Origin of the sequence: Methylobacterium sp. P1-11, from assembly GCF_008329595.1 — a bacterium.
Lineage (GTDB): Bacteria > Pseudomonadota > Alphaproteobacteria > Rhizobiales > Beijerinckiaceae > Methylobacterium.
In genome coordinates, this window is sequence record NZ_NPKS01000001.1 from 96,248 (window position 1) to 122,296 (window position 26,049).

General features: G+C 69.2%; 22 protein-coding genes. 10 read left to right on the top strand and 12 right to left on the bottom strand.

The features are described from left to right. Nucleotide 1: 1 nt before the first annotated feature. A complete protein-coding gene (locus CIW48_RS00465) occupies nucleotides 2–931 on the top strand; it encodes a 3-keto-5-aminohexanoate cleavage protein (protein WP_149308067.1) in 930 nt (309 codons plus the stop codon). Between the two features lie 192 nt (nucleotides 932–1,123). On the opposite strand, the gene CIW48_RS00470 is transcribed toward CIW48_RS00465, so the two are convergent. The 3 genes from CIW48_RS00470 to CIW48_RS00480 are packed head-to-tail and all read right to left on the bottom strand — an operon-like array spanning nucleotide 1,124 to nucleotide 4,038. Then, nucleotides 1,124–1,405, bottom strand: a complete 282-nt coding sequence (locus tag CIW48_RS00470) for a DUF167 family protein (RefSeq protein WP_149308069.1) — start codon at nucleotides 1,403–1,405, stop codon at nucleotides 1,124–1,126. An 11-nt stretch (nucleotides 1,406–1,416) separates the two neighbouring features. After that, nucleotides 1,417–2,784 carry an FAD-binding oxidoreductase gene (locus tag CIW48_RS00475; RefSeq protein ID WP_246695074.1) on the bottom strand — a complete coding sequence of 456 codons (1,368 nt, stop codon included), beginning with the start codon at nucleotides 2,782–2,784 and terminating at the stop codon, nucleotides 1,417–1,419. Between the two features lie 60 nt (nucleotides 2,785–2,844). Continuing rightward, nucleotides 2,845–4,038 carry a fumarylacetoacetate hydrolase family protein gene (locus CIW48_RS00480; protein WP_149308073.1) on the bottom strand — a complete coding sequence of 398 codons (1,194 nt, stop codon included), beginning with the start codon at nucleotides 4,036–4,038 and terminating at the stop codon, nucleotides 2,845–2,847. Between the two features lie 302 nt (nucleotides 4,039–4,340). Between CIW48_RS00480 and ugpC the strand changes: the two genes are divergently transcribed. From ugpC to CIW48_RS00510, 6 genes are all read left to right on the top strand, one after another. Then, a complete protein-coding gene (ugpC, locus tag CIW48_RS00485) occupies nucleotides 4,341–5,402 on the top strand; it encodes a sn-glycerol-3-phosphate ABC transporter ATP-binding protein UgpC (RefSeq protein ID WP_149308075.1) in 1,062 nt (353 codons plus the stop codon). Between the two features lie 69 nt (nucleotides 5,403–5,471). Next, entirely contained in the window at nucleotides 5,472–6,782 is a 1,311-nt protein-coding gene (locus CIW48_RS00490) for an extracellular solute-binding protein (RefSeq protein ID WP_149308077.1), read from the top strand. Nucleotides 6,783–6,805: 23 nt separating this feature from the next. Further along, nucleotides 6,806–7,762 carry a sugar ABC transporter permease gene (locus CIW48_RS00495; protein WP_149308079.1) on the top strand — a complete coding sequence of 319 codons (957 nt, stop codon included), beginning with the start codon at nucleotides 6,806–6,808 and terminating at the stop codon, nucleotides 7,760–7,762. 47 nt (nucleotides 7,763–7,809) lie between these two features. Next, nucleotides 7,810–8,697 (top strand): carbohydrate ABC transporter permease, encoded by an 888-nt coding sequence (locus CIW48_RS00500; protein WP_149308615.1) that lies wholly within the window; start codon nucleotides 7,810–7,812, stop codon nucleotides 8,695–8,697. Nucleotides 8,698–8,818: 121 nt separating this feature from the next. Further along, entirely contained in the window at nucleotides 8,819–10,447 is a 1,629-nt protein-coding gene (locus tag CIW48_RS00505) for a dihydroxyacetone kinase subunit DhaK (protein ID WP_149308081.1), read from the top strand. Between the two features lie 69 nt (nucleotides 10,448–10,516). Then, nucleotides 10,517–11,473 carry a D-2-hydroxyacid dehydrogenase family protein gene (locus CIW48_RS00510; protein ID WP_173009143.1) on the top strand — a complete coding sequence of 319 codons (957 nt, stop codon included), beginning with the start codon at nucleotides 10,517–10,519 and terminating at the stop codon, nucleotides 11,471–11,473. A 24-nt stretch (nucleotides 11,474–11,497) separates the two neighbouring features. Here CIW48_RS00510 and CIW48_RS00515 read toward each other — a convergent pair whose 3' ends face one another. The 6 genes from CIW48_RS00515 to CIW48_RS00540 all read right to left on the bottom strand — a co-directional run bounded on the left by CIW48_RS00515 (nucleotide 11,498) and on the right by CIW48_RS00540 (nucleotide 17,835). After that, a complete protein-coding gene (locus tag CIW48_RS00515) occupies nucleotides 11,498–12,601 on the bottom strand; it encodes an ABC transporter permease subunit (RefSeq protein WP_149308083.1) in 1,104 nt (367 codons plus the stop codon). Further along, a complete protein-coding gene (locus CIW48_RS00520; protein ID WP_149308085.1) occupies nucleotides 12,598–13,521 on the bottom strand; it encodes an ABC transporter permease subunit in 924 nt (307 codons plus the stop codon). Before CIW48_RS00520 ends, CIW48_RS00515 begins: the two co-directional genes overlap by 4 nt. Beyond that, nucleotides 13,518–15,104 (bottom strand): peptide ABC transporter substrate-binding protein, encoded by a 1,587-nt coding sequence (locus CIW48_RS00525; protein ID WP_149308087.1) that lies wholly within the window; start codon nucleotides 15,102–15,104, stop codon nucleotides 13,518–13,520. The genes CIW48_RS00520 and CIW48_RS00525 overlap by 4 nt, the downstream gene beginning before the upstream one ends. Nucleotides 15,105–15,106: 2 nt before the next feature. Then, nucleotides 15,107–15,544: a heme-binding protein gene (locus tag CIW48_RS00530; protein WP_149308089.1), complete on the bottom strand. Its 438-nt coding sequence runs from the start codon at nucleotides 15,542–15,544 to the stop codon at nucleotides 15,107–15,109. Nucleotides 15,545–15,661: 117 nt separating this feature from the next. Next, on the bottom strand, nucleotides 15,662–16,690 hold the full coding sequence (locus tag CIW48_RS00535) for an alpha/beta hydrolase (RefSeq protein WP_149308091.1): 1,029 nt from the start codon (nucleotides 16,688–16,690) through the stop codon (nucleotides 15,662–15,664). An 80-nt stretch (nucleotides 16,691–16,770) separates the two neighbouring features. Further along, the gene (locus CIW48_RS00540) at nucleotides 16,771–17,835 is read right to left on the bottom strand and encodes a WcbI family polysaccharide biosynthesis putative acetyltransferase (RefSeq protein ID WP_149308093.1); all 1,065 of its coding nucleotides are present in this window, start codon (nucleotides 17,833–17,835) and stop codon (nucleotides 16,771–16,773) included. An 820-nt stretch (nucleotides 17,836–18,655) separates the two neighbouring features. On the opposite strand from CIW48_RS00540, the gene CIW48_RS00545 reads away from it, so the two are divergent. Further along, nucleotides 18,656–19,318, top strand: a complete 663-nt coding sequence (locus tag CIW48_RS00545; RefSeq protein ID WP_246695075.1) for a hypothetical protein — start codon at nucleotides 18,656–18,658, stop codon at nucleotides 19,316–19,318. Between the two features lie 71 nt (nucleotides 19,319–19,389). Here CIW48_RS00545 and CIW48_RS00550 read toward each other — a convergent pair whose 3' ends face one another. Continuing rightward, nucleotides 19,390–20,244: a LysR family transcriptional regulator gene (locus CIW48_RS00550; RefSeq protein ID WP_149308098.1), complete on the bottom strand. Its 855-nt coding sequence runs from the start codon at nucleotides 20,242–20,244 to the stop codon at nucleotides 19,390–19,392. 92 nt (nucleotides 20,245–20,336) lie between these two features. Here CIW48_RS00550 and CIW48_RS00555 point away from each other — a divergent pair, with 92 nt between their 5' ends. After that, nucleotides 20,337–21,641 carry an aspartate aminotransferase family protein gene (locus tag CIW48_RS00555; RefSeq protein ID WP_149308100.1) on the top strand — a complete coding sequence of 435 codons (1,305 nt, stop codon included), beginning with the start codon at nucleotides 20,337–20,339 and terminating at the stop codon, nucleotides 21,639–21,641. A gap of 169 nt (nucleotides 21,642–21,810) precedes the next feature. Here the strand turns inward: CIW48_RS00555 and CIW48_RS00560 are convergent, their stop codons facing one another. Beyond that, nucleotides 21,811–23,676 carry an ABC-F family ATP-binding cassette domain-containing protein gene (locus CIW48_RS00560; protein ID WP_149308102.1) on the bottom strand — a complete coding sequence of 622 codons (1,866 nt, stop codon included), beginning with the start codon at nucleotides 23,674–23,676 and terminating at the stop codon, nucleotides 21,811–21,813. Nucleotides 23,677–23,943: 267 nt separating this feature from the next. On the opposite strand from CIW48_RS00560, the gene CIW48_RS00565 reads away from it, so the two are divergent. After that, nucleotides 23,944–25,008, top strand: a complete 1,065-nt coding sequence (locus tag CIW48_RS00565; protein WP_149308103.1) for an HD domain-containing phosphohydrolase — start codon at nucleotides 23,944–23,946, stop codon at nucleotides 25,006–25,008. A gap of 19 nt (nucleotides 25,009–25,027) precedes the next feature. On the opposite strand, the gene CIW48_RS00570 is transcribed toward CIW48_RS00565, so the two are convergent. Then, nucleotides 25,028–25,930 (bottom strand): UDP-3-O-acyl N-acetylglycosamine deacetylase, encoded by a 903-nt coding sequence (locus CIW48_RS00570; protein ID WP_149308105.1) that lies wholly within the window; start codon nucleotides 25,928–25,930, stop codon nucleotides 25,028–25,030. Between the last annotated feature and the right edge of the window lie 119 nt (nucleotides 25,931–26,049).

Here is a 26,049-nt window from a genome sequence, read left to right on the forward strand (position 1 = left end):
CATGGCCTCACAGCGGAAAGTCATCATCACCTGCGCGGTGACGGGCGCGATCCACACGCCGAGCATGTCGCCGCATCTCCCGGTGACTCCCGAGGAGATCGCCGACGCCGCCATCGGCGCCGCCGAGGCGGGGGCCGCCATCGTGCACCTGCACGCCCGCAACCCGGAGAACGGCCAGCCGGACCAGTCGCCCGAGGCCTTCGCCAAGTTCCTGCCGGTGATCAAGCAGCGCTCGTCCTGCGTGGTGAACATCACCACCGGCGGCGCGCCCACCATGTCGATCGAGGAGCGGGTGCGCCCGGCGGCGACCTTCCAGCCGGAGGTCGCCTCGCTGAATCTCGGCTCGATGAATTTCGGCCTGTTCGGCATGCTCGACCGCTTCAAGGATCTGAAGCACCAGTGGGAGCGGGACTACCTCGGCAACAAGGACATCATCTTCCGCAACACCTTCGGGCAGATCGAGCACATCCTCACCACCTGCGGCCCGAACGGGACGCGGTTCGAGTTCGAGTGCTACGACACCGCACATCTCTACAACCTGAAATACTTTTTCGATCGTGGCCTCGTGCAGGCGCCGCTGTTCATCCAGACGGTGTTCGGTCTCCAGGGCGGTATCGGCGCGCATCCTGACGACGTGATGCACATGAAGCGCACCGCCGACCGGCTGTTCGGCGACCAGTACCGCTGGTCGGTGCTGGGGGCCGGCCGCAACCAGATGAACATCGCCGCCATGGCGGCCGCGATGGGCGGCAACGTCCGCGTCGGTCTGGAGGACAGCCTCTGGGACGGGCCCGGCAAGCTCGCCGAGACCAACGCCGCGCAGGTCCGGCGCGTCCGCTCGATCATCGAGGGGCTTGGCCTCGCGGTCGCGTCGCCCGACGAGGCGCGCGAGATCCTGTCGCTGAAGGGCGGCGACAAGGTCGCGTTCTAGAGGCGCCGTCCTTCAGAAGATGGACGATGCGTCGCGATGGCGGGATGCATCGTCCAAGGGCTGCCCGTGTTTACAACCCGTCCGTCCCTGCGAGCGGAGCGAAGCAACCCAGTCTGGCGCGACATCGGAGATCTTGCCGCCCCGGGATGTTTCGCTCAGCAGGCAAGGACGGTCGCGATCGCTGTGCCTCCTTCAGGGCTGGCCCAAGATGCGCTCCAGATCCATCTGCGCGACACCCTCGATCTCCAGGATCTTCAACCGAGTCTGATCGCCGGAGGCGATCCGGACCGAGCCGCGGCTGATCTTGAGCGCCTTCGCGATCATCAACACGAGCGCCGCGTTCGCGGACCCGTCCACCGGCGGAGCCGCTACACGGGCCTTCAGGTAGAACTGGCCCTTCTCGTCGCGGGCCCAACCGTCGATCGCGTCACGCCCGCCGCGGGGTGTCAGGCGGACTGCCAGCCGGATCGCCACCGCGAGTAAGCTCAGAAGATCTTGCCCGGGTTCAGCCGGTTGTCGGGATCCAGCGCCCGCTTGACCAGCCGCATCGCAGCGATCTCCTCCGGCGAGCGCGACAGCGACAGCTTGCCCCGTTTCTCAAGACCGATCCCGTGCTCCGCCGAGACAGAGCCGTTCAGCTCCGCGAGCGGCGTGTAGATCGCCGCGTCGACGGCGGCGTTGCCGGCCGCGTCGAGGCGGGTCGTGTTCCAGTGCAGGTTGTTGTCGCCGATGTGGCCGTAGACGACGGCACGGCAGCCCGGGATCGCGGCGAGGCGGTCGAGCGCCCCGCGGACGTAGCCGTCCATCCTGGACAGCGGCACGCTGACATCGAACGCCCGCTCGATGCCGTCGGCGTTGAGATGCTCCACGCGGTCGCGGATGCGCCACATGCCCCGACGCTGCTCCTCCGACGAGGCGACGGCGGCGTCGAGGATGGTGCCGTCGCCCATCAATCTCTCCAGCAGACCGAGGAAGCGGTCGGCCTCCTCGGTGACGCACTCGACCTCGATAATCGCGTAAAACGGATAGTCGTGGCCGAGCGGCGGCGTCGCGCGCCCGGGCGCCGTCATCAGCCGGTAGAAGTCCGGCCAAAGCCCCTCGAACGACGACACGCGCCCCTGGAAGGCACTCTGCGCCGCGCGCAGCACCCGCGCGCCGTCGTCCACGCCCGGACAGGCGATCAGCGCGGTGGCGTAACCGGCGGGCTCCGGACGCAGCCGCAGCACCGCCCGCGTGACGAGGCCCAGCGTCCCCTCAGTGCCGACGAAGAGCTGTTTCAGGTCCAGCCCGGTGTTGTTCTTGATCAGCGGCCGCATGGACGACACCACGGTGCCGTCGGCCAGCACGGCCTCCAGGCCGAGCACCATCTCGCGCATCATCCCGTAGCGCAGGACGCGCAGGCCGCCCGCATTGGTGGAGACGGCGCCGCCGATCGTCGCCGAGCCACGGGCGCCGAGGTCGAGGGGGAAGAACAGGCCGGCGGCCGCAGCCGCATCCTGAACGCTCTCGATGGTGGCGCCGGTGCCGACCACCACCGTCATGCCCAGCGGGTCCACGGCCTCAATGCCGGTCATGCGCTCCGTCGAGAGGGTGATCTCGTCGGGCGCGCAGAGGGTGCCGTCGACGAGCCCGGTGGCGCCGCCCCGCGGCACGATCGCGACGCCGGCTTCGTGGCACGCCGCCATGACGGCGCTGGTCTCGCCGGTGTCGCGGGGCCGGACCAGCGCCAGGGCGGCGCAGGGCTCGGTCGGCCGCGTCCAGTTGGCCGAGCGCCCGCGCAGTTCGTCGCCGGTGACGACGCCGGACGGGCCGACGATCGCGGCGAGGCGGTCGAGAAAGGCGGCGTCGGTCATCGGCATCATCTCAGGAGTGTTCGGGTTGCCGCGTCGGGCGTCGCTCCGCCCGACGCTCTGTCACAGAATCCCGCGCGCCGCGAGGTTACGCATCAACGCCCGGGCGCCGAACGTCCAGGGCTCGCAGGCGTCGCAGGGGCGCATGCGGTTGACGAGGCTGCCGAGTTCCGGGCTCGCCACCACCACCCTGTCGCCATCCGCATGGGTGAAGCCGAGGCCGGGCCCGTGCCGATCCTGGATCGGAGCGAACATCGTTCCGAGGAGGAGGAGGGCGCCGTCCGGGTAATTGTGGGTGGTCCCCATCAGCGCTTCCGCCAGCTCTTCCGGGTCGCGGCTGATCTCGGCCAGCGGCGAGGCGCCCTCCAGCCGGAAGCCGTCCGTGCCGGTGACCTCCAGGGTGACGGTGGTGCGGCGCACGTCGTCGAGGCCGAAGGTGTCGTCGAACAGCCGCAGGAACGGTCCCAGCGCGCAGGAGGCGTTGTTGTCCTTCGCCTTCCCGAGGAGCAGCGCCGACCGGCCCTCGAAGTCGCGCAGGTTCACGTCGTTGGCGAGCGTCGCGCCGACGATCCGCTGGTCCGAGGCGACGGCGAGCGCCACCTCGGGTTCCGGGTTGTTCCAGTGCGATTCCGGATGGAGACCCGCATCCGCCCCGCAACCCACCGCGGAAAGCGGCTGCGCCTTGGTGAAGATCTCGGCGTCCGGACCGATCCCCACCTCCAGGTACTGGCTCCAGGCGCCCTGCGCCACCAGCACCTCCTTGAGCGCGATGGCCTCGGCCGAACCGGGCTTGAGCCGGCGCAGGTCCCGGCCGACCAGACGCTCGACTTCGGCGCGGATCGCCGCCGCGGCGGCGAGGTCGCCCCGGGCGCGCTCCTCGATCACGCGCTCCAGCATCGACGTGGCGAAGGTGACGCCCGCCGCCTTCAGGGCCTGCAGGTCCACGGGGGCGAGGAGCCACGGCCGGGCGGGATCGCGCCCGTCGGGCTGCGTGTTCGCCAAGATCGCGTCGAGGCTGCCGAGATCCACGCCCTCGGCACTCCGCAGAGCCGCGCCGGGATCGCGGGCCTCGCACAGGTCGCTGACTGTCGGGAAGGCGGCGCTGATGTCGATGACCCGGGCCGCGCCCGCCGCGTCCGCGCGGATCGCCACGACGCTCGGGCCGGACACGTCCGGCCGCCACACGCGGCCCACGAGGGCTCCGCGACATCCATCGGCGGGCAGGATCTCCCGCGCAGTCAGGCCCGATGACGACATGCGCTCACTTCCCCAGAATCTACGCCCGCGGCGGACCGTGCCAACCGGGGGCTTCGTAGAGGCGGCCCCGCGTGGCGCAATCGATTCGTCGCCCCAGCATGGCGGTCCCATAGCATCCCGGACCGGGCATAATCCCGCGGCGTGTTTCAGCGCGCCGGCCCCGTCACCCCTTCGGAACGCATTGCCTGACAAATTGAAGATTATCTGCAGCTTCGCCGTGGCGCCCGCTTGCTTTCCTGCACACCCTCCTTTGTACTGATGTTCTAGAGCCGCCGACAGAGTGGCCTTGATCGGGAGGAAGCATGGCCTCAGTGGGAATCCGCGAGGTTCGCAAGGCTTTCGGATCGACGAACGTCCTGCACGGTGTCTCCGTTGACATCCGTGATGGTGAATTCGTGATCCTGGTCGGCCCATCGGGCTGCGGAAAGTCGACTCTGCTGCGGATGATCGCTGGGCTGGAAAATATTTCCGGCGGCGAGATCCGCATCGGCGAGCGGGTGGTGAACGATGTTCCGCCTAAGGAGCGGGACATCGCCATGGTGTTCCAGAACTACGCGCTCTACCCACATCTCACGGTCCGCGAGAACATGGCCTTCTCGATGCGGATCCGGAAGGCTCCCGCATCCGAGATCGACCTGCGGGTCAACAAGGCCGCGCAGATCCTTGGCCTCACCCACTTGCTCGACCGCTACCCGCGTCAGCTTTCGGGCGGCCAGCGCCAGCGCGTCGCCATGGGCCGGGCGATCGTCCGTGACCCGCAGGTGTTCCTGTTCGACGAGCCGCTCTCGAACCTCGATGCCAAGCTGCGCGTCGCGATGCGGACCGAGATCAAGGAATTGCATCAGCGCCTGAAGACGACGACCATCTACGTCACCCACGATCAGATCGAGGCCATGACCATGGCCGACCGGATCGTCGTGATGCATGACGGGATCGTCGAGCAGATCGGGCCGCCCCTCGAACTCTACGACCGGCCCGATAATCTGTTCGTCGCGGGCTTCATCGGCTCGCCCTCCATGAACTTCGTGCCCGGCAAGGTCCGGACGAACGGGAGCCTCGTCTTCGCCACCGACACGGGGCTGACGATCCCGCTGACCGGCGCGCCGGCCGGCGTCGACGGCAGGCCTCTCATCCTGGGTGTCCGGCCCGAGCATTTCGACCTCGCGCCCGACGGCGTCGCCGCCGAGGTGGTCGTCGTGGAGCCGACCGGCTCGGAGACCATGCTGGCGGTGCGTGCCGTCGGCCAGGATCTCACCTGCGTCCTGCGCGAGCGTGTCAGCGAGCGCCCGGGTGAGACCGTCTCTCTGCGGCCGAACCGCGTGCATTTCTTCGACGCCGAGACTGGCCGTCGCTTGGCCAACTGACCTGCACCCCAGCGGATGCAGGAGGCGGGGCGCCCGCCGACACCAGGATCACCGAGGGAGTAGCCTACGATGTCCGTACTCGATCGCCGTTCCCTCCTCGCGGGCGCTGCCGCGACCGGTCTCGCCGCCGGCAGCGACCTCCTGGGCTTCGCCCGGGCCTGGGCGCAGAGCACCGAGTGGAAGCCCGAGCCCGGCGCCAGCCTCTCGCTGCTGCGCTGGAAGCGCTTCGTGCCAAGCGAGGACGAAGCCTTCATGAAGATGGTCGACGCCTTCACCAAGGCGACCGGCGTCAAGGTCACGGTGACCAACGAATCCTTCGACGACATCCAGCCCAAGGCATCGGTGGCCGCCAATACCGGGCAGGGGCCCGACATGGTCTGGGGCCTGTTCTCATTTCCCGCCCTGTTCCCCGACAAGTGCCTGCCCCTGGAGGACGTGGCCGATTCCCTGGCCAAGAAGTACGGCCCCTGGTTCCCGTCCGCCGAGGCCTACGGCAAGGTCAAGGGCAAGTGGATCGCGATCCCCGTGGCCTTCAACGGCGGCTATCCGAACTACCGCATCTCGGCGATGAAGAAGGCCGGTTTCGACAAGTTCCCGACCGATACGGCGGGTTTCCTCGAGCTGTGCCGCGGCCTGAAGAAGAACAACACGCCGGCCGGCTTCGCACTCGGCCACGCCACCGGCGACGGCAACACGTGGTGCCACTGGGCCCTCTGGTCCCACGGCGCCAACCTCGTGGACGCCAACGAGAAGATCGTGATCAACTCGCCCGAGACCGCCAAGGCGCTCGAATACGTGAAATCGTTGTACGAGACCTTCGTCCCCGGCACTGTGTCGTGGAACGACTCGTCGAACAACAAGGCGTTCCTGGCGGGCGACCTGTACCTGACCAACAACGGCATCTCGATCTACGCCGCCGCCAAGAAGGACAACCCGAAGCTCGCCGAGGACATGGACCACGCGGTGTGGCCGATCGGGCCGGCCGGCAAGCCCACCGAGTTCCAGCTCGCCTTCCCGATCCTGGCCTTCAAATACTCCAAGGTGCCCAACGCCTGTAAGGCGTTCATCGCCTTCATGATGGAGGCGGCGAACTACAATCCCTGGCTGGAGGCGGCGCAAGGCTACCTCTGCGAGCCGCTGTCGAACTATCCCAAGAACCCGATCTGGACCAACGACCCGAAGAACGCGGTCTTCGCCGAGGCGGGCCGCCGCTCCCTGGCCGCAGGCGGCCTCGCGCCGGTGAGCGAGCGCATCGCTGCGGTTCTGGCCGACTTCGTGGTCGTCGACATGTTCGCGTCCCACTGCACCGGCCGCGAGGACGTGAAGGGCGCCATCAAGAACGCCGAGCGCGCCGCCACCCGCATCTTCCGGAACACCTGACCGTACCCGCCGGAGGCGAGACCATGGCGCATACGGCCCTGACACAGCCCGCCCCGGCCGCAATCCCGACCCGCTCGGCCTGGCAGCGCATGCGCGCGAGCCGCGGCTGGGCGGGCTTCTGGTTCATGCTGCCCACCGCGCTGATCCTCGGCCTATTCCTGGCCTACCCGCTGCTGAAGGGCATCTGGTTGTCCTTCACCAACACCCGGATCGGCCGGGAAGGGGTCTTCATCGGCCTGGAGAACTACGCGTGGCTCTGTGACGACGACGTCTTCTGGCTGTCGGTGTTCAACACCTGCCTCTACACGGCGGTCGCCTCCGTGGTGAAGTTCGGCGTCGGGCTCTACCTCGCCCTGCTGCTCAACAAGAACATGCCGTTCAAGTCGATCGTCCGGTCGATCGTGCTGATCCCGTTCGTCGTGCCGACCGTGCTCTCGGCCATCGCGTTCTGGTGGATCTTCGACAGCCAGTTCTCGATCATCTCCTGGTCGCTGCGCCACCTCGGGATCATCGACGGGAACATCGACTTCCTGGGTGACCCGGCCATGGCGCGCGCCTGCGTGATCTTCGCCAATATCTGGCGCGGCGTTCCGTTCATCGCCATCACGCTCCTCGCCGGTCTCCAGACGGTCTCGCCCTCGCTCTACGAGGCCGCGACCCTCGACGGCGCCTCCAACTGGCAGATCTTCTCGCGCATCACCCTGCCGCTGCTCACCCCGATCATCGCGGTAGTGATGACCTTCTCGGTGCTGTTCACCTTCACCGATTTCCAGTTGATCTGGGCCATGACCCGCGGCGGGCCGGTCAACGCCACGCACCTGATGGCGACCCTGTCGTACCAGCGCGGCATCCTCTCGGGGACGCTGGGGGAGGGGGCCGCCATCGCCACCGCCATGGTGCCGTTCCTGCTCGCAGCCATCGGCATCTCGTGGTTCGGCCTGCAGCGCCGGGCCTGGCAGGCCGGGGAGTCCGACCGATGAGCGCGCCCGCACCGCCGGCCCACGCCGATCCGCACCTCACGCCCGTCATGGCGGCCCAGCCGGCCGGCATCACCGACAATTCCGAGGGGATGGCCTATCTCGAGCGCCTACCCCGGCGTCTCGTGACGACCTACCTGCCGCTCCTGATCATCCTCGCCGTGCTGCTTTTCCCATTCTACTGGATGGCGCTTACGGCCATCAAACCCGACGAGCAGCTGATCGACATGGAGCGGTTCAACCCGTTCTGGGTCGTGGATCCGACCCTGAAGCACATCAACAAGCTGCTCTTCGAGACGCAATATCCGCGCTGGCTCTGGAACACGATGTACGTGTCGGTGGCGGCGACCGTGCTGTCGCTGTTCGCGAGCGTGCTCGCCGCCTATGCCTGCGTCCGTGTGCGCTACCGGGGCGCCGGCTGGGTCGGGGCGGCGATCTTCCTCGCCTACCTCGTGCCGCCCTCGATCCTGTTCATCCCGCTCGCCACGATCATCCAGGCCTACGGCCTATTCGACTCGCCAATCGCCCTGATCCTGGCCTACCCGACGATCCTGATCCCGTTCTCGACCTGGCTCCTGATGGGCTACTTCAAGACCATCCCGTACGAGTTGGAGGAATGCGCGCTGATGGACGGCGCCAGCCGGTGGCAGATCCTCACCAAGATCATCCTGCCGCTCGCCTTCCCGGGGCTGATCTCGGCCGGGATCTTCTCGCTGACCCTGTGCTGGAACGAGTTCATCTACGCGCTGACCTTCCTGTCCTCGACGCAGAACAAGACGGTGCCGATCGCGGTGGTGAGCGAGTTCGTGGACGGTGACGTCTACAAGTGGGGCTCGCTGATGGCCGGCGCGCTTCTCGGCTCGCTACCGCTGGTGATCCTCTACTCGTTCTTCGTCGAGTACTACGTGTCCGCGCTCACCGGCGCCGTGAAGGAGTAGCGGCGGCCAGTTCGCGCGCGGGCGCCGGGACACGGCCGTTGCCTGTGCGGTCGGATTGCGCGGACAATGCGCGCGGATCCGCCAGCTGAGAATCGCGGACCGACCCATCGAAGGTCACGCCATGGCCCATTTCATCGACGCCCGTTCCACCCTGGTCAACGATGCCCTCGACGGCCTCGTCGCCGCGAGCGGCGGGCGCCTGGCACGGCTCCACGGCGACTCGGGCATCCGCGTCGTTCTCCGCGCCGTCCCGGAACCCGGGACGGTCGCGGTGGTCTCCGGCGGCGGCTCCGGTCACGAGCCGGCCCATGCCGGCTTCGTCGGGCCGGGCCTGCTGAGCGCCGCCGTCTGCGGCGACGTCTTCGCCTCACCGAGCGTCGACGCGGTGCTGGCCGGAATCCTGGCGGTGACCGGACCGGCCGGGTGCCTGCTCGTCATCAAGAACTACGCGGGCGACCGGCTGAATTTCGGCCTCGCCGCCGAGCGCGCCCGGGCGCTGGGCCACCGGATCGAGACCGTGATCGTCTCCGACGACATAGCACTTCCGGACGCCAAGCAGCCCCGCGGCGTCGCCGGAACGCTGTTCGTGCACAAGGTGGCTGGTCACGCCGCGGCGGCCGGAGAACCGCTCGAGACTGTGGCGGCGCTCGCCCGCCGGGCGGCCGGGGCGGCGAAGTCGCTCGGCATCGCTGTCTCGACCTGCACGATCCCCGGCTCGCCGCGTAGCGAGCGGCTGGCGGAGGGGCAGGCCGAGCTCGGCCTCGGCATCCACGGCGAGCCCGGCGCGGAGCGCATCACCCTACCGAAGGCCGGCGACCTCGCCCGCATGATGGCTGACCGACTCGCGCAGGCCGTCACGGGTGTCGACCGGCTGGCGCTGCTCGTGAACAATCTCGGCTCCGCCTCCGCCCTGGAGATGCAGATCCTCACCCGGGCGGTGCTCGCGACCGATCTGGGCCGGCGCGTCCGCCTGCTGCTCGGGCCCGCCCCGCTGATGACGGCGCTGGACATGCACGGCGCCTCGCTGTCGGTCCTGCCGCTCGACGACGCGCTGGAGCGCGCCCTGTCAGAGCCCGTTCCGGTCCCGGCCTGGCCCATGGCCGTCCGGATCCATCCGCCGATCCTGCGGCCGCTGCCGGAGGGGCTCGCGGGCGAGACTTTCACGCCGTCGCACGATTCCGTCACGGCCGCGCGGATCCGGGCCGTCGCCCAGGCCCTGATCGGTGCCGAGGATGCCCTCAACGGCCTCGATGCCAAGGTCGGCGACGGCGACACCGGCACGACCTTCGCCGGGGCCGCCCGCGCCGTTCAGGCCGATCTCGACCGGTTGCCGCAGGCCGACCCGGCCGCCCTGTGCCGGGCGCTGGCCGAGCGGATCGGCCGCGCCGTGGGCGGATCGAGCGGCGTGCTCGGCTCGATCTTCTTCGCCGCGACGGCCTCGGCCCTCGCGGACGGCGGCGCCTGGCCCGAGGCGCTCGGGCAGGGCGTGGCGCGCGTGCAGGGCTACGGAGGCGCCCAGGCCGGCGACCGCACCCTCCTCGACGCCCTGATCCCCGCCGTCGCGGCTCTGAGGAGCGGCGACCTCCCGGCCGCCGCGGCGGCTGCCCGGGCCGGTGCCGAGGCCACGGCGGGCATGAACCGCGCCGGCGCGGGCCGCTCCAGCTACCTAGCGGCCGGGGACCTTTCCGGCGTCCAGGATCCCGGCGCCGCCGCCGTCGCGGCGGCGTTCGCGGCTCTGGCCGGGGCCTAGGAGCCGGGCGCCGCGCGTCGTCGCCCGGCCTCCGTTGACGCTCCGCTCACCGATGCCTACCCCACACCCATGCGCAACTGCCTGATCCTCGACGATTACCAGCAGGTGGCCCTCGCCCTGGCAGACTGGGCGCGCCTCTCCGACCGCGTCACCGTCTCCGCGATCGCCCAGCACATCCCGGACCGTGACGACCTCGTGGCGCGGATCGCGCAGGCCGAGATCCTCGTGATCATGCGCGAGCGGACACCATTCCCGGCGGCGCTGCTGGAGCGGCTGCCGCGGCTGGAACTGCTCGTCACCAGCGGCATGCGCAACCTCGCCATCGACCTGGCGGCGGCCAGGGCGCGCAACGTCGTCGTCTGCGGCACCGATTCGAGCCCGACACCGCCGACGGAGCTGACCTGGGCGCTGATCCTCAGCCTCGCCCGCCACGTGGCGCCGGAGAGCGGGACCCTGCGCGCGGGCGGTCCCTGGCAGAGCACGATCGGCACCGACCTCGCGGGCGCGACCCTCGGCATTCTCGGCCTCGGCAAGATCGGGACGCGGGTGGCCGAGATCGGGCGCGCCTTCGGCATGCGGGTGATGGCCTGGAGCCCGAACCTCGACGAGGCCCGTGCCGCCGCCGCCGGTGTCGAGCGGGCGGCCTCGAAGGAGGCGCTGCTGGAGGCGAGCGATGTCGTCACGATCCACCTCGTGCTGGGCGACCGGACGCGCGGTCTCCTGGGTTCGGCCGAGCTGCGCCACATGCGCCGCGACGCCTTCCTGGTGAACACCTCCCGCGCACCGATCGTCGATCAGGGCGCGCTGGTGCGGGCGCTGGAAGAGGGATGGATCGCCGGCGCGGGCCTCGACGTCTTCGAGACCGAGCCGCTGCCGGCCGACAGCCCGTTCCGCCGCCTGCCGAACGTGCTGGCGCTGCCGCATCTCGGCTACGTCTCGCGCAACAACTACCGAACCTTCTTCACCCAGGCGGTTGAGGACATCGAGGCCTGGCTCGCCGGCGCCCCGATCCGGCGCCTGGGCTGAGGTCGCGGGGGCCCGACCGCGGGCTCAGTCCCCGCGCGGATCCAGCGCGTCGGCGAGGCCGTCGCCGATCAGGTTGAGCGCCACCAGGGTCGCGATCAGGAAGGCGGCCGGGGCCGCGAGCAGGTGGGGCGCCGCCTCGATGGAGCGGGCGCCCTCGGCGATCAGGACGCCCCAGCTGGTCTGCGGCTCCTGCACGCCGAGCCCGAGGAACGACAGGAAGCTCTCTAGCAGGATCACCTGCGGCACCAGCAGCGTGGCGGTCACCGCCACCGCGCCGAGCGTGTTGGGCACGATGTGCCTGAGGATGATGCGCGGCGTCCCGAGGCCGAGCGCCCGCGCGGCGCGGACGAAGTCGCGCTCGCGCAGCGACAGGGTCACGGCGCGCACCACCCGGGCCATGTCGAGCCACTCCACCGCGGCGATCGCCACCAGCATGAGCAGCAGGCTCGGGCGGAAGAACACCAGCAGCAGGATCACGAAGAACACGAAGGGCAGGGCGTAGAGCACGTCGACGCCGCGCATCATCGCGGCGTCGACGGCGCCCCCGACGAAGCCCGCCGTGGCGCCGTAGGCGACGCCGATGAGCAGGGCGACGAGGCTGGCCGCGAGCCCGATCGCAAGCGAGATCCGGCCGGCGACGATGCAGCGGGTTAGCAGGTCGCGGCCCTGGATGTCGGTGCCGAAGGGGAAGTGGAGGCGCCGGATTGGCACCGCGACGACGAGGCTGCGGCCGCCGTCCCGCTCGTCCACGACGGCGGGCGTTCCGAACAGGGCCGAGCGCGGCAGGTAGACGAGACTGCGCCGATCGACGCCCGTGTCGGACGCCAGGGTGAGCCGTATTGTGTCGCCGTCGCGCTCGACCGCGTCGAGCCGCGCGCGTATCCGAAAGGCCAGGCGCTCGAGCGCCGGCCGGAGACGCTCGGCGTCGGGCTGCGCGGTGAGACCGGCCGGGAGCTGGCGCAGGTCCGGATAGGCGCGCTCGGGATCGTGGCCGGTGAGGCCCGGGCCGACCAGGCAGGCGAGGGTGATCAGGATCAGCACGGCCAGGGCCGCCACGGCGGTGCGTTGCCGGCCGAATCGGAGGACGGCGCGCCGGGCTGGCCCCGGCACCGATCCGGTCGCCGTCACGCCGCCACCCTGAGGCGCGGGTCGAGCCACGCGCAGGCGAGGTCGGCGGCGAGGTTGAGGAGGATCACCAGCCCGGCGACCAGCAGCACCGTGCCCATCACCAGCGTGTAGTCGCGGTTGAGCGCGCCCTCGACGAAGTAGCGGCCGATCCCCGGCAATCCGAAGATGGTTTCCACCACGACCGAGCCGGTGAGCAGCGCCGCCGCGAGCGGCCCGAGATAGGCCACAACCGGCAGCAGCGCCCCGCGCAGGGCGTGCCGGGTGACGCGGGCCGGCGGCAGGCCGAGGCTGCGCATGGTGCGGATCGGCTGCGTCCGCAGGGCCTCGGCCAGCGAGGCCCGAGTGAGCCGGGCGAGCGCGCCGACCTGCGGCAGGGCCAGGGTTACGACGGGCAGGACGAGGTGGCTCGGGGCACCGTCGCCCCAGCCGCCGAGCGGCAGCCAGCGCAGGGTCAGCCCGAAGGCGATCTGGAGCAGGGGCGCGACCACGAAGCTCGGCAGCGAGAGGGTCAGGGCGGCGCCGACGCCCAGCAGCCGGTCCACGAATCCGCCGCGCTGGAGCGCCGCCGCGATCCCGAGCCCAACGCCGAACGCCGTGGCCAGCGCGAGGGCGAGGGCGCCCAGCGTCGCGGAGACCGGCAGGCCCCGGGCGATCAGGTCGAGGACGCTCTGGTCCCGGAAGGAGAAGGACGGCCCCAGGTCGCCCCGCGCCAGCGCCGCGAGGTAGCTCCCGAACTGCGCGATCAGCGGCCGGTCGAGGCCGTAGACCCGGCGCAGATTCTCCATGGCGGCGGGCGCGAGCGGCCGCTCCAGGTCGAAGGGCCCGCCCGGGGCCAGCCGCATCAGGAAGAAGCTGACCGTCACCACGGCGAGCAGCGTCGGCACCGCCTGGAGGAGGCGGCGCAGGATGAAGCGGCTCACGCGTCGAGCCTCATGAAGCGCGTCGGCGCGGCGTTGCGCAGGTTCGGATGGTAGCCGTGCAGCCGCGGCGCGATCAGCGCCTTGGAGCGGTAGTGCATCAGCGGGATCCAGGGCAGCTCGCGCAGGGCGATCGCCTCCGCGTCGTAGAGCAGGCCGGCCCGGCGGGTGAGGTCGCGCTCGGTGGCAGCCCGCGCCATCAGGGCGTCGTAGGCGGCGTCCGACCAGCGGCCGGCATTCATGCCGTCGTTCCCGCTCTGGAGCAGGAACAGGAAGTTCTGCGGATCGGAGTAGTCGGCGATCCAGCTGTAGCGGGCGACGTCGAAGTCGCCGCCGTCGCGGAGATAGGCGAAATGCGTCTTCGCGTCCGTGTAGACGAAGCGGGTCACGATCCCGAGGTCGCGCCACATCTCGCCGATCGCCACCGCGACCGTGCGGTTGTTGTCGCTGATGTTGAACCGGTACTCCACGGTCAGCGGCCGGTCCGGGCCGAAGCCTGCCTCCGCGAGCAGCCGGCGCGCCTCTGCCTCGTGGTCGATCGGCAGGCCGAGGCGGCCCTCGGTCTCGGGGGGCATCCGATAATTGTCGAGCCCCTGCGGGCAGAGGGAATAGGCCGGGCTCATGGTGCCGCCGTTGAGGCCGTCGGCGAGGTATTCCCGGTCGATGACGAGCGACAGGGCCTGGCGGACGCGCCGGTCCGAGAACGGCGCTTTGCGGGTGTTCACCACCAGCGCCGCGAGCCCCAGCGCCGGGCCGAGCACCACCTGCGGCCCGAAGCGGCGGCGCAGGTCGGCGATCTGGTCGACGGGCAGGTCGGACAGCGAGTCGATCTCGCCGGCGGCGTAGCGGCGCACCGACGCGGCGATGTCGGGTGTCGGCAGGAAGGCGACGCGCCGGATCGCGAGGCTCGCTGCATCGGGATGGTACGGGTTGGCCTCCAGCGTGATGGCGCCGCCCGGCACGCGGTCGGCGAGCCGGTACGGCCCGTTGGTCACGAGGTTGCCGGGCCGGGTGAAGCTGTCGCCGTAGCGCTCGACCGTGGCCCGGTGGACCGGCAGGGCGGTCTGATGGGTCAGGAGTTCCAGAATGTAGGGGGTCGGCTGCTCGAGGCTGATCGCGAGCCTGAGCGGCGCCTCCGCGGCGACGCCGAGGGCGTCGGCCGGCTTCTCGCCGCGATTCACCGCGGCGGCGTCGCGGATCGGGAACAGGATCTCGGCATATTTCGCCGCCGTGGCCGGGTCGAGCATCCGGCGGAACGCGTAGACGAAATCCTCCGCGGTGACCGGCTCACCGTTCGACCAGCGGCCGTCGGGGCGCAGGTCGAAATGCAGGCCGATCCCGTCCTCGGAGACCGACCAAGCGCGCGCCGCGCCCGAGATGATCGCGCCCCGGTTGTCGTAGGTGAGAAGCCCGTCGCAGAGGTCGCGCAGGATGTGCGCCTCCGCGACCGTGGACGAGCGGTGCGGGTCCAGGGTCTCGGGATCGGCGTCGTTGCCGCGGCGGTAGAGCGCGTCGGCCGCGCGGGCGGACCGCACGGCCGCGAGGGCGATCGCGCCGGCCAGCCAGTCGCGCCGGCGCGGGCGCACGGTCAGGCGCCGGTGTCCGGCTTCAGGCCGGCCGCCTCGATCCCGGCAACCGCGCAGATCTCGTCGTTGTCGGAGGTGTCGCCGGAGATGCCGACCGCGCCGAGGAGGCGCCCCTCGGCGGAGCGGATCAGCACGCCGCCGGGCACCGGCACGAGGGCGGCGGGGCCGGCGAGATGGGTGACGGCGGCGACGAAGTAGGGCTGCTGCTCCGCCCGCGCGTGGATCGCCCGGGAGCCGAGGCCGAGCGCCAGGGCGCCGTTCGCCTTGCCGCTCGCGATCTCGGCCCGGCGCAGCGACGTGCCGTCCTCGACCGCGACCGCCTTGAGCGCGCCGCGGGCATCGTACACGACGACGGCCAGGGACTTGAGCGTGCGGGCCCGCGCCTCCCGCAGGGCGGTGTCGACGATGGTGCGGGCGGCCTCGAGGGTCAGGTCGATCATCGGATTCCAACGCGGACGCCGCTCCGGGCGGCGGCCCCATCCTTACGGACCGGGGCGCGCCGGGTCCACCGACGCGCATCAGCCTGTCCGACGACCCAGTGTGGCCGCGCTACCGGATCACGCCGGTCGCGCCGCCGGCAGGCGAATAATGCTCGCCAGGAACGCGTCGTAGCCGGACGCGACCGCCTCCGGCTGCTCGAAATGCGGGAACGCGCCGGTCGCGAATGTCTCGACGCGCCAGTTGGGTCGATCGGCGACCCGCGGCACCAGCCTGTAGTCGACGAAGTCGCCGCGCACCCCGTGCACCATCCAGACCGGGAGGCGCAGGCGCTCGTAGAGGCGCGTCGCGTCGGTGGGGAAGAGGTGGCCCGCGATGAAGCAGAAGGGGGCGTGCTCGGCGCCCGGCTGATGGGCGGAGGCGTAATCGTAGGCGAGCAGCCCCTCGTCGATATCGGACGAGCCGAAGGTCTTCTCCAGGAAGAAGCGCATGCTCGGCCGCGTCACCAGGGCGTCGAAGAGCGGCCGCCCCAGGGGAGGGCGGTCGAGGACGCGGCGCAGCCAGTCGCGGCCGCGATGGCCGTCCGGCGGGCCTTCCCCGGAGAGCCGCGCGTCGAACCCCGTCGGGCTGATCAGCGCGAGGCTGCGATAGGCGTCGGGCCGTTCCAGGCTCGCCCGCGCGAGGAACGAGGCCGAGAGCGACAGGGCCAGGGCGTCGATCGCCGATCCGCCGTGCCGGCTCCGGATCTCGTCAACCGTCGCTTGGATCGCCTCCACCATCAGGCGCGGCGTGTAGCGGCGGCGCGAGCGTTCCGAGAAGCCGAAACCCGGCAGGTCCAGAGCGTAGACCGGGCGCGTTCCGCTGTAGCGCAGGTACAGCGGCCGGACCTCATAGGCATTCGCCGCCGCGTTGATCGAGTGAATCAGCAGGAGCGGCACGCCCTCCGCGTCGGTGGACCCGTAGAGCGAGAGCGCGCCGGCGCGGCGCGTCCGGAGCCGCTCGTGCCGGCCTGGCAGGGCGGACGGCAGGGTCATCCGCCGGTTCACCGCGAACGCGCTCCAGGCGACCAGGGCCGCGGCCGAGCCGACGAGCGTCAGGGCCGCCGCGGTCGCAGTACGACCGGTGCGATGGCGGGACAGGGGACCCATCGGAACACCTCGACGTCCATCCCGCTAAGGCGGGCCGTGCGCGACAACGCCGGGACCGAAGGGAAGTGCCCGGCCGGACGTTACGAGGCATGGCCGGCGAGACTGCCGGCATTCACCGCAGGGGCCCGGCTCGCCAACCGCGCCGGCGCGTCGCCACGCCCCGCGGCCTCGCGCAGGAAGTCCACCGTCGGCGGATCGTTGAGCCAGCCCTGGACGCGCTGCGAGATCAGGAGCTTCCGCTCGCGCCGGTCGTAATTCGCGTAGGAGGCGGCGACGAACTCGGCCCGGCTCATCGTCCGCGCGGGCCCGGACCGGCGCGTCTCCGCCTTGAAGAACAGGGCGCTGCCCGGCACGCCGTAATGCTGGGCGATCTCCGGATAGACCGGCCAACTGCCCTGGCCGCCGAGATCGTCCGGCAGGAACGCGTCGAGATCGCATTCGTCGAAGGGAACGCCGGCCCGGCTCAGCAGGCCCCGGGCGAGGTCGGCCACGACGTAGAGCTTCGTGTGGTTGATCGAGTGCATGAAGCAGCCGCGACGCGCCCACCGCGTGAGGTGCGTGTCGAGATCATACCCGGCCTGGACGCCGAGCCCGCGCAGGTACGAGACCGACTCGTCCCAGAGGTTGAAGTATCCAAGGCGCTCGAAGACCGGCTCGGAGAACAGACGCAGCGCCTGCGCCTGCGAGAAGCCGGACAGGTAGGCAAACAGCGTAATCGCCGAGTGCGAGTGCCCCATCGGCCCCGAGATCAGGCCGTTGAGCGTGACGGAATCCTGCACGCCGACATGGACGAGGTCGGGATGATAGGCGCTGAACACGATGGTCGGGATCAGGCGGACCTTCGGGTGCGTCCGGAGCGTGTCGATCGTGCCGCCGCCCTTGAACTTGGGCAGGTAGATGCTGGTGAAGACGTGATCGTACCCGTCCGCGTGCGCCATAAGGTCGGCGAGCCGCGGGAACCGGCGCGATGCCGTGAACGCCGAGACGAAATCCACCTGAGCGTGGGGCAGCAGGTAGCGCATCGCCTTGGCGATGGACCCGGCTTGACAGACACCGATCACGAGGATGCGCGGCGAACCTGTCCGCTTCTTCCCGAACTGCGCGAGCCGGTGCCGCGCGCGCCAGAGGCTATCGACGGTCAACATCCGGCCTCTCTCGCATGTCCGCGGGCCGCGGGCAAACGCGGCCTTTCTGCCTCGATCCGGCAGTTGGAACCGCAGCGCTGACCCTGTGAAGCCCCTGCCGCTATTCCCGATAAGCGGCCGGACGAGCGATGTGCTGGAGGGTGGTGGCGCGTTCCGGCTTCTGGGCCGTTTTGAATCAAGTCACTGCGCTCTGTGGATCTCGCGGGACGACAAAGCTGCACGCAAGGAAATTCGTTCTCTAATCAGAGCAAATAATCATCGGATTATATTCAAATCTCTAAAATTTCGACCTGATACAGATAGTATTACTCGAAAAGAATTGATATATCGATGCTTGTGGCGCGGAAAATCACGTTGCGACGATCGTTGACATTGTCAAGACCTCGGGTGCACGATCAAATTAACGGAGCATGAAGCTCGCGGATGGCGTGCCGGCGAACATGAGGATCGTCAGGCGCCCGACGACCGAGGCGTTCCCTGGTTCAACACACGGCATCCTCCAATTTCCGCGTCTCAGACGGACGCGCCCGGATCTGAGCTGAACGCACCCGGCAGCCCGATTCGACCTGCAGCACCGGCCTTGGCGACAACGCTGGCGATGCGGGTTAAGGCGCGCCGCAGCGGCACCCCTCGGACGGTCAGCCGCAACCGTCGCTGTGGCGCTTGCCGCTCCGAGCAAAGGGCTGCGATCACGCGCGCCGCGCCGCGAAGCTATCGATCAGCGGCCGGCAAGGCGGGAGGGAAGGGGCTGCGCGTGGCAAGGGCGGGGGACGCATCGGCTCGAACGATTGGAGACTGTGCGATGGATTACATACCTTCGATGGCCGCCGTCACGGCGAACGCCCCGAAACCACAGCATGCCGAAGCCGGCGCGCTCACCACAGCGAAGACCGTGACACCGACACCGTCTGTGCCGCTGGATCCCCGGTCCGTCTACACACTCTCACCGGAGGCGGCCGGAGCCGTCTTCGCGCTGGTCGAGACACGGATCCAGGCCATCGATGCGACGCCGCTCGACCTGCGCGACCTGCGCGGTGCACAGATCATCGAGGTGGCAATGGCGACGGTCACGGCGACAACTCCCGTCGTCTCGCCGGAAACGACCAAGACGCTCTGCGCCTCCAACCGAAACTGGACCGAAGATGTAAGGCTGGACCATAATCCGACCCGCATCGTCGGGACCGATACGGTCGTGAAATACGACAATCCACGGGTGATCGCCGCCTGGAGCGCGGCCTTCCCTGAAGTGGCCGGACGGAAGTTCCGCGGCCTTCAGCTGCCCGACGCGGATCTCCGCTCCGCCTTGAGCGAGGCCGCAGCGGATGCGGGTCTCGACGGGCTGGCGGCGGAAATTTACCTCCTCTGCAACAGCGCACATTTCGAGACCATCAGCCAGGATCACCCGAGGACCCGTATCAACTGGATCAATGTCGATAACGACGACATTGTCGTGTTCTGGCCAAAACACCCCGACGCAGAGTAGGTCCTAGCCTCCAGCCGCTCAAAGCCAAATAGGCCCAGCCGATCGGTGGTCCTTGCCGAACGACCGCCCGGTCAGAGCGTCGGCAGGACCGACCGAACGTGCGCGGCGAAAGCGCGTGTCAGCGGTGCGGCGTGCGGCTCATCCATGTGGATCGTCACGCCGATGCTCGGTAGCGCGGGCAGACCGCTGCCGCGGGTCAGGATTTGCAGGTCGCGGGGAACCGCGGCCCGAGTCAGAACTGCGACGGCCTGTGCGGAGCGCGCCACGGCAAGAAGCCCCGACAGGCTGCTACTCGCATAGGCGATCCGGTATGCGCGGCCGGCGGCGTCGAGGGCGGCACGCGCCGCCCTATGGTCGAGGGTATCGGGGTCGCCCAGAGCGAGGGGCAGGGGATCCAGCCAAGTCGCCGGAACACCGCGCAGCGAGACCCAAACGAGATCCTCCCGCCTCAAGATTTCCCGCTCGGCCGCGAGCGGGGCGGAGACGAGCGCCAGATCGAGCCCGCCGCGTTGCAGGCGTTCCGCGAGACGGGGCGTCGCGGCGCAAACCACTTCGATTGCCGCTTCGGGGTGATGACGCGCAAAACCACGCAGGAGCCCTGGGAGGAACGCCTGCGCATAATCATCCGGGCAACCGAACCGCAGAGTGCCGTTGAGGCTCTGGCCGGACAATTCCGCCACGGCGTCGTCATGCGAGGTGAGGATCCGGCGCGCATGGACCAGAAGGCGCTCCCCCTGGACCGTCAGGACGACACCGCGTCCGGTTCGTCGCAGCAGCGGCTGCGCGAGGAGATCCTCCAGGCGCTTCATCTGCATGCTGAGCGCGGCCTGACTCCGGCTAACCCGCTCCGCGGCACGGCTGAGGGCTCCGGTTTCCGCGACCGCAACGAAGCTGCGCAGCAGGTCGATGTCGAGATTTTGCGCCATCAGGTTCTCTGAACTCTCGGTTCAGAAATATAAGTTTTTCTGGATTCGGCCGTGGTTCTAGCATCGCCTTACTCCGGTGGGGAGGAGGATCGATGACGACGCAGAATGACGACCCCGACTTCTGGTCCCGTGCGCGGCGGCATCTGGTGCGCTACGGTGGAACCTTTGCCCCGGTCATCATAGAACGGGCGGCGGGCAGCTTCGTCTACGACGTCGAGGGTCGGAAGATTCTCGATTTCACCTCTGGCCAGATGAGCGCGATCCTGGGCCACGGACACCCAGAGATTGCTGCCGTCGTGGCGCACCATATCAGGCATCTCGACCATCTGTTCAGCGGCATGCTGAGCCGTACTGTGGTCGATCTCGCGACGGAATTGGCCGGGATCGCTCCCGGTCGTCTGGAACGAACTCTTCTGCTGACCACCGGTGCCGAGGCTAACGAGGCCGCGCTGCGTATGGCCAAGCTCGCCACCGGCGGTTGGGAAATCGTCGGCTTCGCCCAGTCCTGGCACGGCATGACGGCGGGCGCTGCGGCGGCGACCTACAGCGCCGGCCGCAAGGGCTACGGCCCCGCTTCGGTCGGGTCTTTCGCGATCCCCGCGCCGAACGCCTACCGCCCCACCTTCGAAAAAGATGGGGCTTCAGATTGGCAGACCGAACTCGATTACGCGTTCGCCCTGGTTGACCGGCAGTCGACCGGCAACCTTGCGGCCTTTCTGGCGGAGCCGATCCTCAGTTCCGGCGGCATTCTCGAGCTTCCGCCCGGCTATTTGGCGGCGCTCAAGCGCAAATGCGTGGAGCGGGGCATGCTGCTGATTCTCGACGAGGCCCAGACGGGGGTCGGCCGCACCGGCATGATGTTCGCGTGCGAGCGGGACGGGGTTGTACCGGACATCCTCACCCTGTCGAAGACCCTGGGTGCCGGCCTGCCGCTCGCGGCGGTCATGACCACGCCGGAGATCGAGGATCTCTGCCACGCCCGCGGGTTCCTGTTCTACACCACACACGTCTCCGATCCTCTTCCCGCAGCAGTCGGCCTCAAGGTGCTGGAGATCGTCCGGCGCGACGGCCTCGTGGCGCGGGCCAAGGAGGCCGGGGCCCGGCTCGACGCCCGAATGCGGGCGCTCCAGCAGCGCTTCTCCTGCATCGGTGACGTGCGTGGGCGTGGCCTCCTGCAGGGCGTCGAGATCGTTGCCGACAGGGCCACGAAGGTCCCGGCCCCGGAACTCGGTGACGCGATCACCCGGCGCTGCCTCGAACTCGGCCTGAGCATGAACATCGTGCAGTTGCCGGGCATGGGCGGCGTGTTCCGCATCGCCCCGCCGCTGACCGCCACGGATGAGGAGATCGACCTCGGTGTCGATATTCTGGAACGGGCAATCGCGCTTTCGATCTGACAAGCACCGGATCGCGCCGCCGCGACGCACCCGCCGCCCTCGGCGCGAGCGCGGCGAAGCGCGTCAGGACAGCTCGCTATCGTGGATCGCAGCGCTCCTTGCTGGCTTCTCCGCGCTCACGAGGGCGGTGAGCACCAGCCCCGACCTTCGAAGTGCAGCCACGAACGTTTCAGGCAGCTTCGATCTCCGCGCTCACATTCAGCCACTCCTCCTCGGCGGAGGCGAGCGCGCTCGACGCGTCCGCACGCATCCTGGCGATCTCGCCGGCCTTGACCGCATTCTCGCGGAAGGCGGATCCGTCCTCCAAGGCGGCGTCGATCTTCTGAATCGCCGCCGTCAGCTTGGCCATCCGCGCCTCGATGGCCTCCAGGCGCTTGCGCAGCGGCGCGAGGGCTGCGCGGCGCTCGACGCCGGCGCGGCGTGCCTCGGCCTTCTGGCCGCCGGACGTCTCGGTTTCGCGCTCGTCCTCGCGGTCCGGACCCGACAGGACGAAGCGCCGATAATCGTCCATGTCGCCGTCGAAGGCCTTCACCGTGCCGTCCGCGACCAGCCACAGCCGGTCGGCGCAGGCCTCGACCAGGAAGCGGTCGTGAGAGACGAGGATGACCGCGCCCTCGTAGTCGTTGATCGCCTCCACGAGGGCCTGCCGGCTCTCGATATCGAGGTGGTTAGTCGGCTCGTCCAGGATCAGGAGGTGCGGGCCGTGAAAGGCTGCCAATCCCATGAGCAGCCGCGCCTTCTCGCCGCCCGAGAGCTTTTCGACCGGCGTATCGGCCTTGTTGGCTCCAAATCCGAGACGCGCGGTGGCGGCACGCACCTTCGCTTCGGGCACGTCCGGCATCAGGGTCCGGACATGCGCATAGGCGCTCTCGGCGGGACGCAACTCGTCGAGCTGATGCTGTGCAAAATAGGCGACCTCCATCTTGGAGGAGCGCTTGAGCTCGCCGGCGACGGGCCCGAGCCGGCCGCCAATCAGCTTGCAGAAGGTCGACTTGCCGTTGCCGTTGGCGCCCAGCAGCGCCACCCGGTCATCCGGCGCGAGGCTCAGGTCGAGACCCGTCAGGACGACCCGATCCCCATAGCCGGCCTTCACGCGCTCCATAGCGACGATCGGCGGCGACAGAGGCTTCTCCGGGCTCGGAAGGTGGATCACCGGCACGTCGTCATCGAGCAGCGCCGCGATCGGCTCCATCTTGGCCAGGCGCTTCATCCGCGACTGGGCCTGGCGCGCCTTGGTGGCCTTGGCTTTGAACCGGTCGATGAAGCTCTGGAGATGCGCGCGCTCGGCATCCTGCTTGGCCTTCGCCTTGGCCTGGAGGACCCGCTTCTCCGAGAGCTGCTTGGCAAAGCTCGAATACCCGCCGCGGTAGATGGTCAGCTTGCCACGGTCGAGGTGCAGAATGTGATCGACGCTGGTGTCGAGCAGGTCGCGATCGTGGCTGATGATGATCGCAGTCCGCGGATAGCGCTCCAGGTAATCGTACAGCCAGAGCGTACCTTCGATGTCGAGATAGTTGGTCGGCTCGTCGAGGAGCAGCAGGTCAGGCTCCGAGAACAGCACGGCGGCCAGCGCCACGCGCATCCGCCAGCCGCCTGAGAAGTCCGAGCAGGGCCGCGCCTGGGCAGCCGCATCGAACCCGAGTCCATGCAGGATCGCGGCGGCGCGAGCCGGCGCCGAGTGGGCACCGATATCGACGAGCCGCGTCTCGATCTCGGCCCGGCGCAACCCGTCCGCATGCTCAGCCTCCGCCATCAAGCTGGCGCGCTCCGTGTCGGCGGCGAGTACGACAGTGTGCAGCGTCTCCGGCCCGGCCGGAGCTTCCTGGGCGACCGCACCGATTCGCATGCCTTTGGGCAGCGCGACGGATTTCGCATCCACCGGCAAGTCGCCGAGAATGGCCTTGAACAGCGTGGTCTTGCCTGCCCCGTTGCGACCGACGAGCCCGACCCGCGCTCCTTCCGGGATCGTGAAGTTCGCGGAATCGAGGATCAGACGGTCGCCGATGCGATAGGTAAGGTCGTTGACGCGCAGCATGACGGCGTTCTGGCGGTCCGGACGCGGCGAGGCAAGCGCCGCAACCGCGCGAACCGGTCACCATCCCCGCGGCGATCCGGTTCTCCAGATCGTTGCCTATTTGAAGCGGTGAACATCTGATTCGACGGCCGGATTTTTAACGGCATGCCATCAAATCTGCGGCGAGTGCTGTGGATCCAGTCGGGGATCTGCTGATCATTGGTCCGACAGCGTACATGAGCCGCTCGATTGGATTCCCGGGAAGGGGGCGAGCGAGAGGGGGGGATATTGGGCCAGACCCTGATCTTGACCGACGATGTCGAGCGCGGCGAGCGGCTCGCGCGCAATCTCGGCGGTGGCAAGTCCGTGGCATTGCATGATCTCTACGGCGATGCCGTTCCGCCGGCGGGAGCCGCGCTGATCATCAGCGACGTCAGCGCGTTGACGTCCGAATCTGTACGCCGCCTGCGCGAGGCCTTGTCGGTGACGCGGGGTCCGGGGACACCGTTCCTCGCGCTCATCCACGGTAATCTCGGTCGCGGCGAGATTCAGGCGACCGCCCTCGGCGCCACGCGGGTGATGCCGGCCGCCACGGCGAGCGCCATGCTTCTGAATGCGGTCGCGACGCTGACCAGCAGCACGCCGGACCTGCGCTCGGCTGCCAACTGGCGGCACCAAGTCAAGGAAGCCCGCTCGGTCTTCGCAAGCCTGTTTCGTGCCGATCAGGCACCGCCGGCCGCGGTAGTCGAAACTGGCGCCGACCTGGTCAATCAGGCGATCCGCGAGGCGAAGGTGCGGGAGTGGCTCAAGATCGTCGCGAGCTTCGACGACGTCACCCACCGGCATTGCCTGAGCGTGGCCGGGATTGCCGCAGAATTCGCCCGGGCCTTGGGGCTCAAAGAGGCCGATTCCCGCTACCTCGTCAAAGGCGCACTGCTCCACGACATCGGAAAGGCCAAGATCCCCCTCGCAATCCTGAACAAGCCGGCTCCGCTGACGCCGGCAGAGCGCAGCGAGATGGATCGTCACCCAGCCCTCGGTCACGCCATGCTGCTAACGGGCGACTACGACGCTCTGACGCTGGCGGTCGTCCGCTCGCACCACGAATATCTCGACGGCTCGGGCTATCCGGACGGCCTGCGCGGGCAGCAGATCCCGGATCTGGTCCGGCTGATCACCATTTGCGACATCTTCGCCGCGCTCATTGAGGCACGTCCCTATAAGGCGCCGAAATCCCCGCGGGAGGCCTACGCGATCCTGGGTCTGATGAACGCGAAGCTCGACCCGGATCTGGTCCGCGCCTTCGGCGCGGTCGCTGTTGCTTGCGACACGCCGCGCCGCGCCTCCGCCTGAGGTCGCTTTTGGCCGCCGCTCAGACGAGTTCCCAGGCTGAACCGTCGCGCATCAGGGCGGCGACGAGGGCATGGTTGAGTTCGTGGCCGGTGTGGAATGCCGAGACGCGTCCCTCGATCGGGTGCCCTGCCAGGGCGAGATCGCCGACGAGGTCGAGGACTCGATGCCGAACCGGCTCGCCCGGTCCCCGCATCCCGCCGAGCACGTGCCCCCGCACCAAGAGCGCCGCCGAACGCGGCGACACGCCCTGGAGAAAGTCGTTTCCCATCACGTAACCGTAGGCGCGGCCGGCCATGGCGCGCATGTAGCGACCGAAGCTGCGGGCCGGCGCGATCTCCCGCTCGAAGCCCTCCGGCGTGATCGCGCCCGACCAATCGATCGACCCGAAATGCGCCAATGCGATGTGGCCGGTGATGTGCAGGCCGGGGCCCGGCTCGATCTGAAGCCGGCGCCGCCCGCTCTCGACCGCCACGGTACGGCGCAGGCGGATTACCCGGCAGGGCAAGGCCTGCTCGCTTCGGCCTGCCGCCCGGATCGCCTCGCACCATGGTGTCGCGCTGCCGTCGAAGATCGGCAATTCGTCCGCATCGATCTCGGCCAGCACGTTGTCGATCCGCAGCGCGCTGAGCGAGGCCATGAGGTGCTCGATCGTTCGGACGAGGACGCCGTCGCGCCGCACAGCCGAGGAGAGCGGCTGCGAATCCCGGTACTGCCAATGCGCCGGCACGTTGACGGCGCGACCGTCCTTCAGACGGCGCCGAAAGACGATGCCGTGCCCGGCCGGCGCCGGGCTCACACGGATCGTCGCGTGCCGCCCGGAATGGAGGCTGCGCCCGGACCTCTCGAAGGCGCAGGCGAGCGTCGCCTGCCGACGGGGACCCGTAGAAAATGTCGAACGCGAGAATGGAACGTCTTGATGCATCGCTACTGCCCGCCGCGGCGGGCCAGGAATTTAGCCCTCATCCCCGATCCACGCTAATAAACTCCTGTTCAACGGGACGCGGCTTGACCGCTCAGCCTGCGACCGTCACGATTGCGGCT

Excerpts from the sequence above, each read along its gene's own strand:
- CIW48_RS00495 (WP_149308079.1), top strand. The coding sequence starts at position 6,806 with ATGGCGCATACGGCCCTGACACAGCCCGCCCCGGCCGCAATCCCGACC.
- CIW48_RS00490 (WP_149308077.1), top strand. The coding sequence starts at position 5,472 with ATGTCCGTACTCGATCGCCGTTCCCTCCTCGCGGGCGCTGCCGCGACC.
- CIW48_RS00510 (WP_173009143.1), top strand. The coding sequence starts at position 10,517 with ATGCGCAACTGCCTGATCCTCGACGATTACCAGCAGGTGGCCCTCGCC.
- CIW48_RS00500 (WP_149308615.1), top strand. The coding sequence starts at position 7,810 with ATGGCGGCCCAGCCGGCCGGCATCACCGACAATTCCGAGGGGATGGCC.
- CIW48_RS00570 (WP_149308105.1), bottom strand. The coding sequence starts at position 25,930 with ATGCATCAAGACGTTCCATTCTCGCGTTCGACATTTTCTACGGGTCCC.
- CIW48_RS00550 (WP_149308098.1), bottom strand. The coding sequence starts at position 20,244 with ATGGCGCAAAATCTCGACATCGACCTGCTGCGCAGCTTCGTTGCGGTC.
- CIW48_RS00530 (WP_149308089.1), bottom strand. The coding sequence starts at position 15,544 with ATGATCGACCTGACCCTCGAGGCCGCCCGCACCATCGTCGACACCGCC.
- CIW48_RS00540 (WP_149308093.1), bottom strand. The coding sequence starts at position 17,835 with ATGTTGACCGTCGATAGCCTCTGGCGCGCGCGGCACCGGCTCGCGCAG.
- CIW48_RS00505 (WP_149308081.1), top strand. The coding sequence starts at position 8,819 with ATGGCCCATTTCATCGACGCCCGTTCCACCCTGGTCAACGATGCCCTC.
- CIW48_RS00560 (WP_149308102.1), bottom strand. The coding sequence starts at position 23,676 with ATGCTGCGCGTCAACGACCTTACCTATCGCATCGGCGACCGTCTGATC.
- CIW48_RS00480 (WP_149308073.1), bottom strand. The coding sequence starts at position 4,038 with ATGTCGTCATCGGGCCTGACTGCGCGGGAGATCCTGCCCGCCGATGGA.
- CIW48_RS00545 (WP_246695075.1), top strand. The coding sequence starts at position 18,656 with ATGGCCGCCGTCACGGCGAACGCCCCGAAACCACAGCATGCCGAAGCC.
- CIW48_RS00555 (WP_149308100.1), top strand. The coding sequence starts at position 20,337 with ATGACGACGCAGAATGACGACCCCGACTTCTGGTCCCGTGCGCGGCGG.
- ugpC (WP_149308075.1), top strand. The coding sequence starts at position 4,341 with ATGGCCTCAGTGGGAATCCGCGAGGTTCGCAAGGCTTTCGGATCGACG.
- CIW48_RS00475 (WP_246695074.1), bottom strand. The coding sequence starts at position 2,784 with ATGACCGACGCCGCCTTTCTCGACCGCCTCGCCGCGATCGTCGGCCCG.
- CIW48_RS00535 (WP_149308091.1), bottom strand. The coding sequence starts at position 16,690 with ATGGGTCCCCTGTCCCGCCATCGCACCGGTCGTACTGCGACCGCGGCG.
- CIW48_RS00465 (WP_149308067.1), top strand. The coding sequence starts at position 2 with ATGGCCTCACAGCGGAAAGTCATCATCACCTGCGCGGTGACGGGCGCG.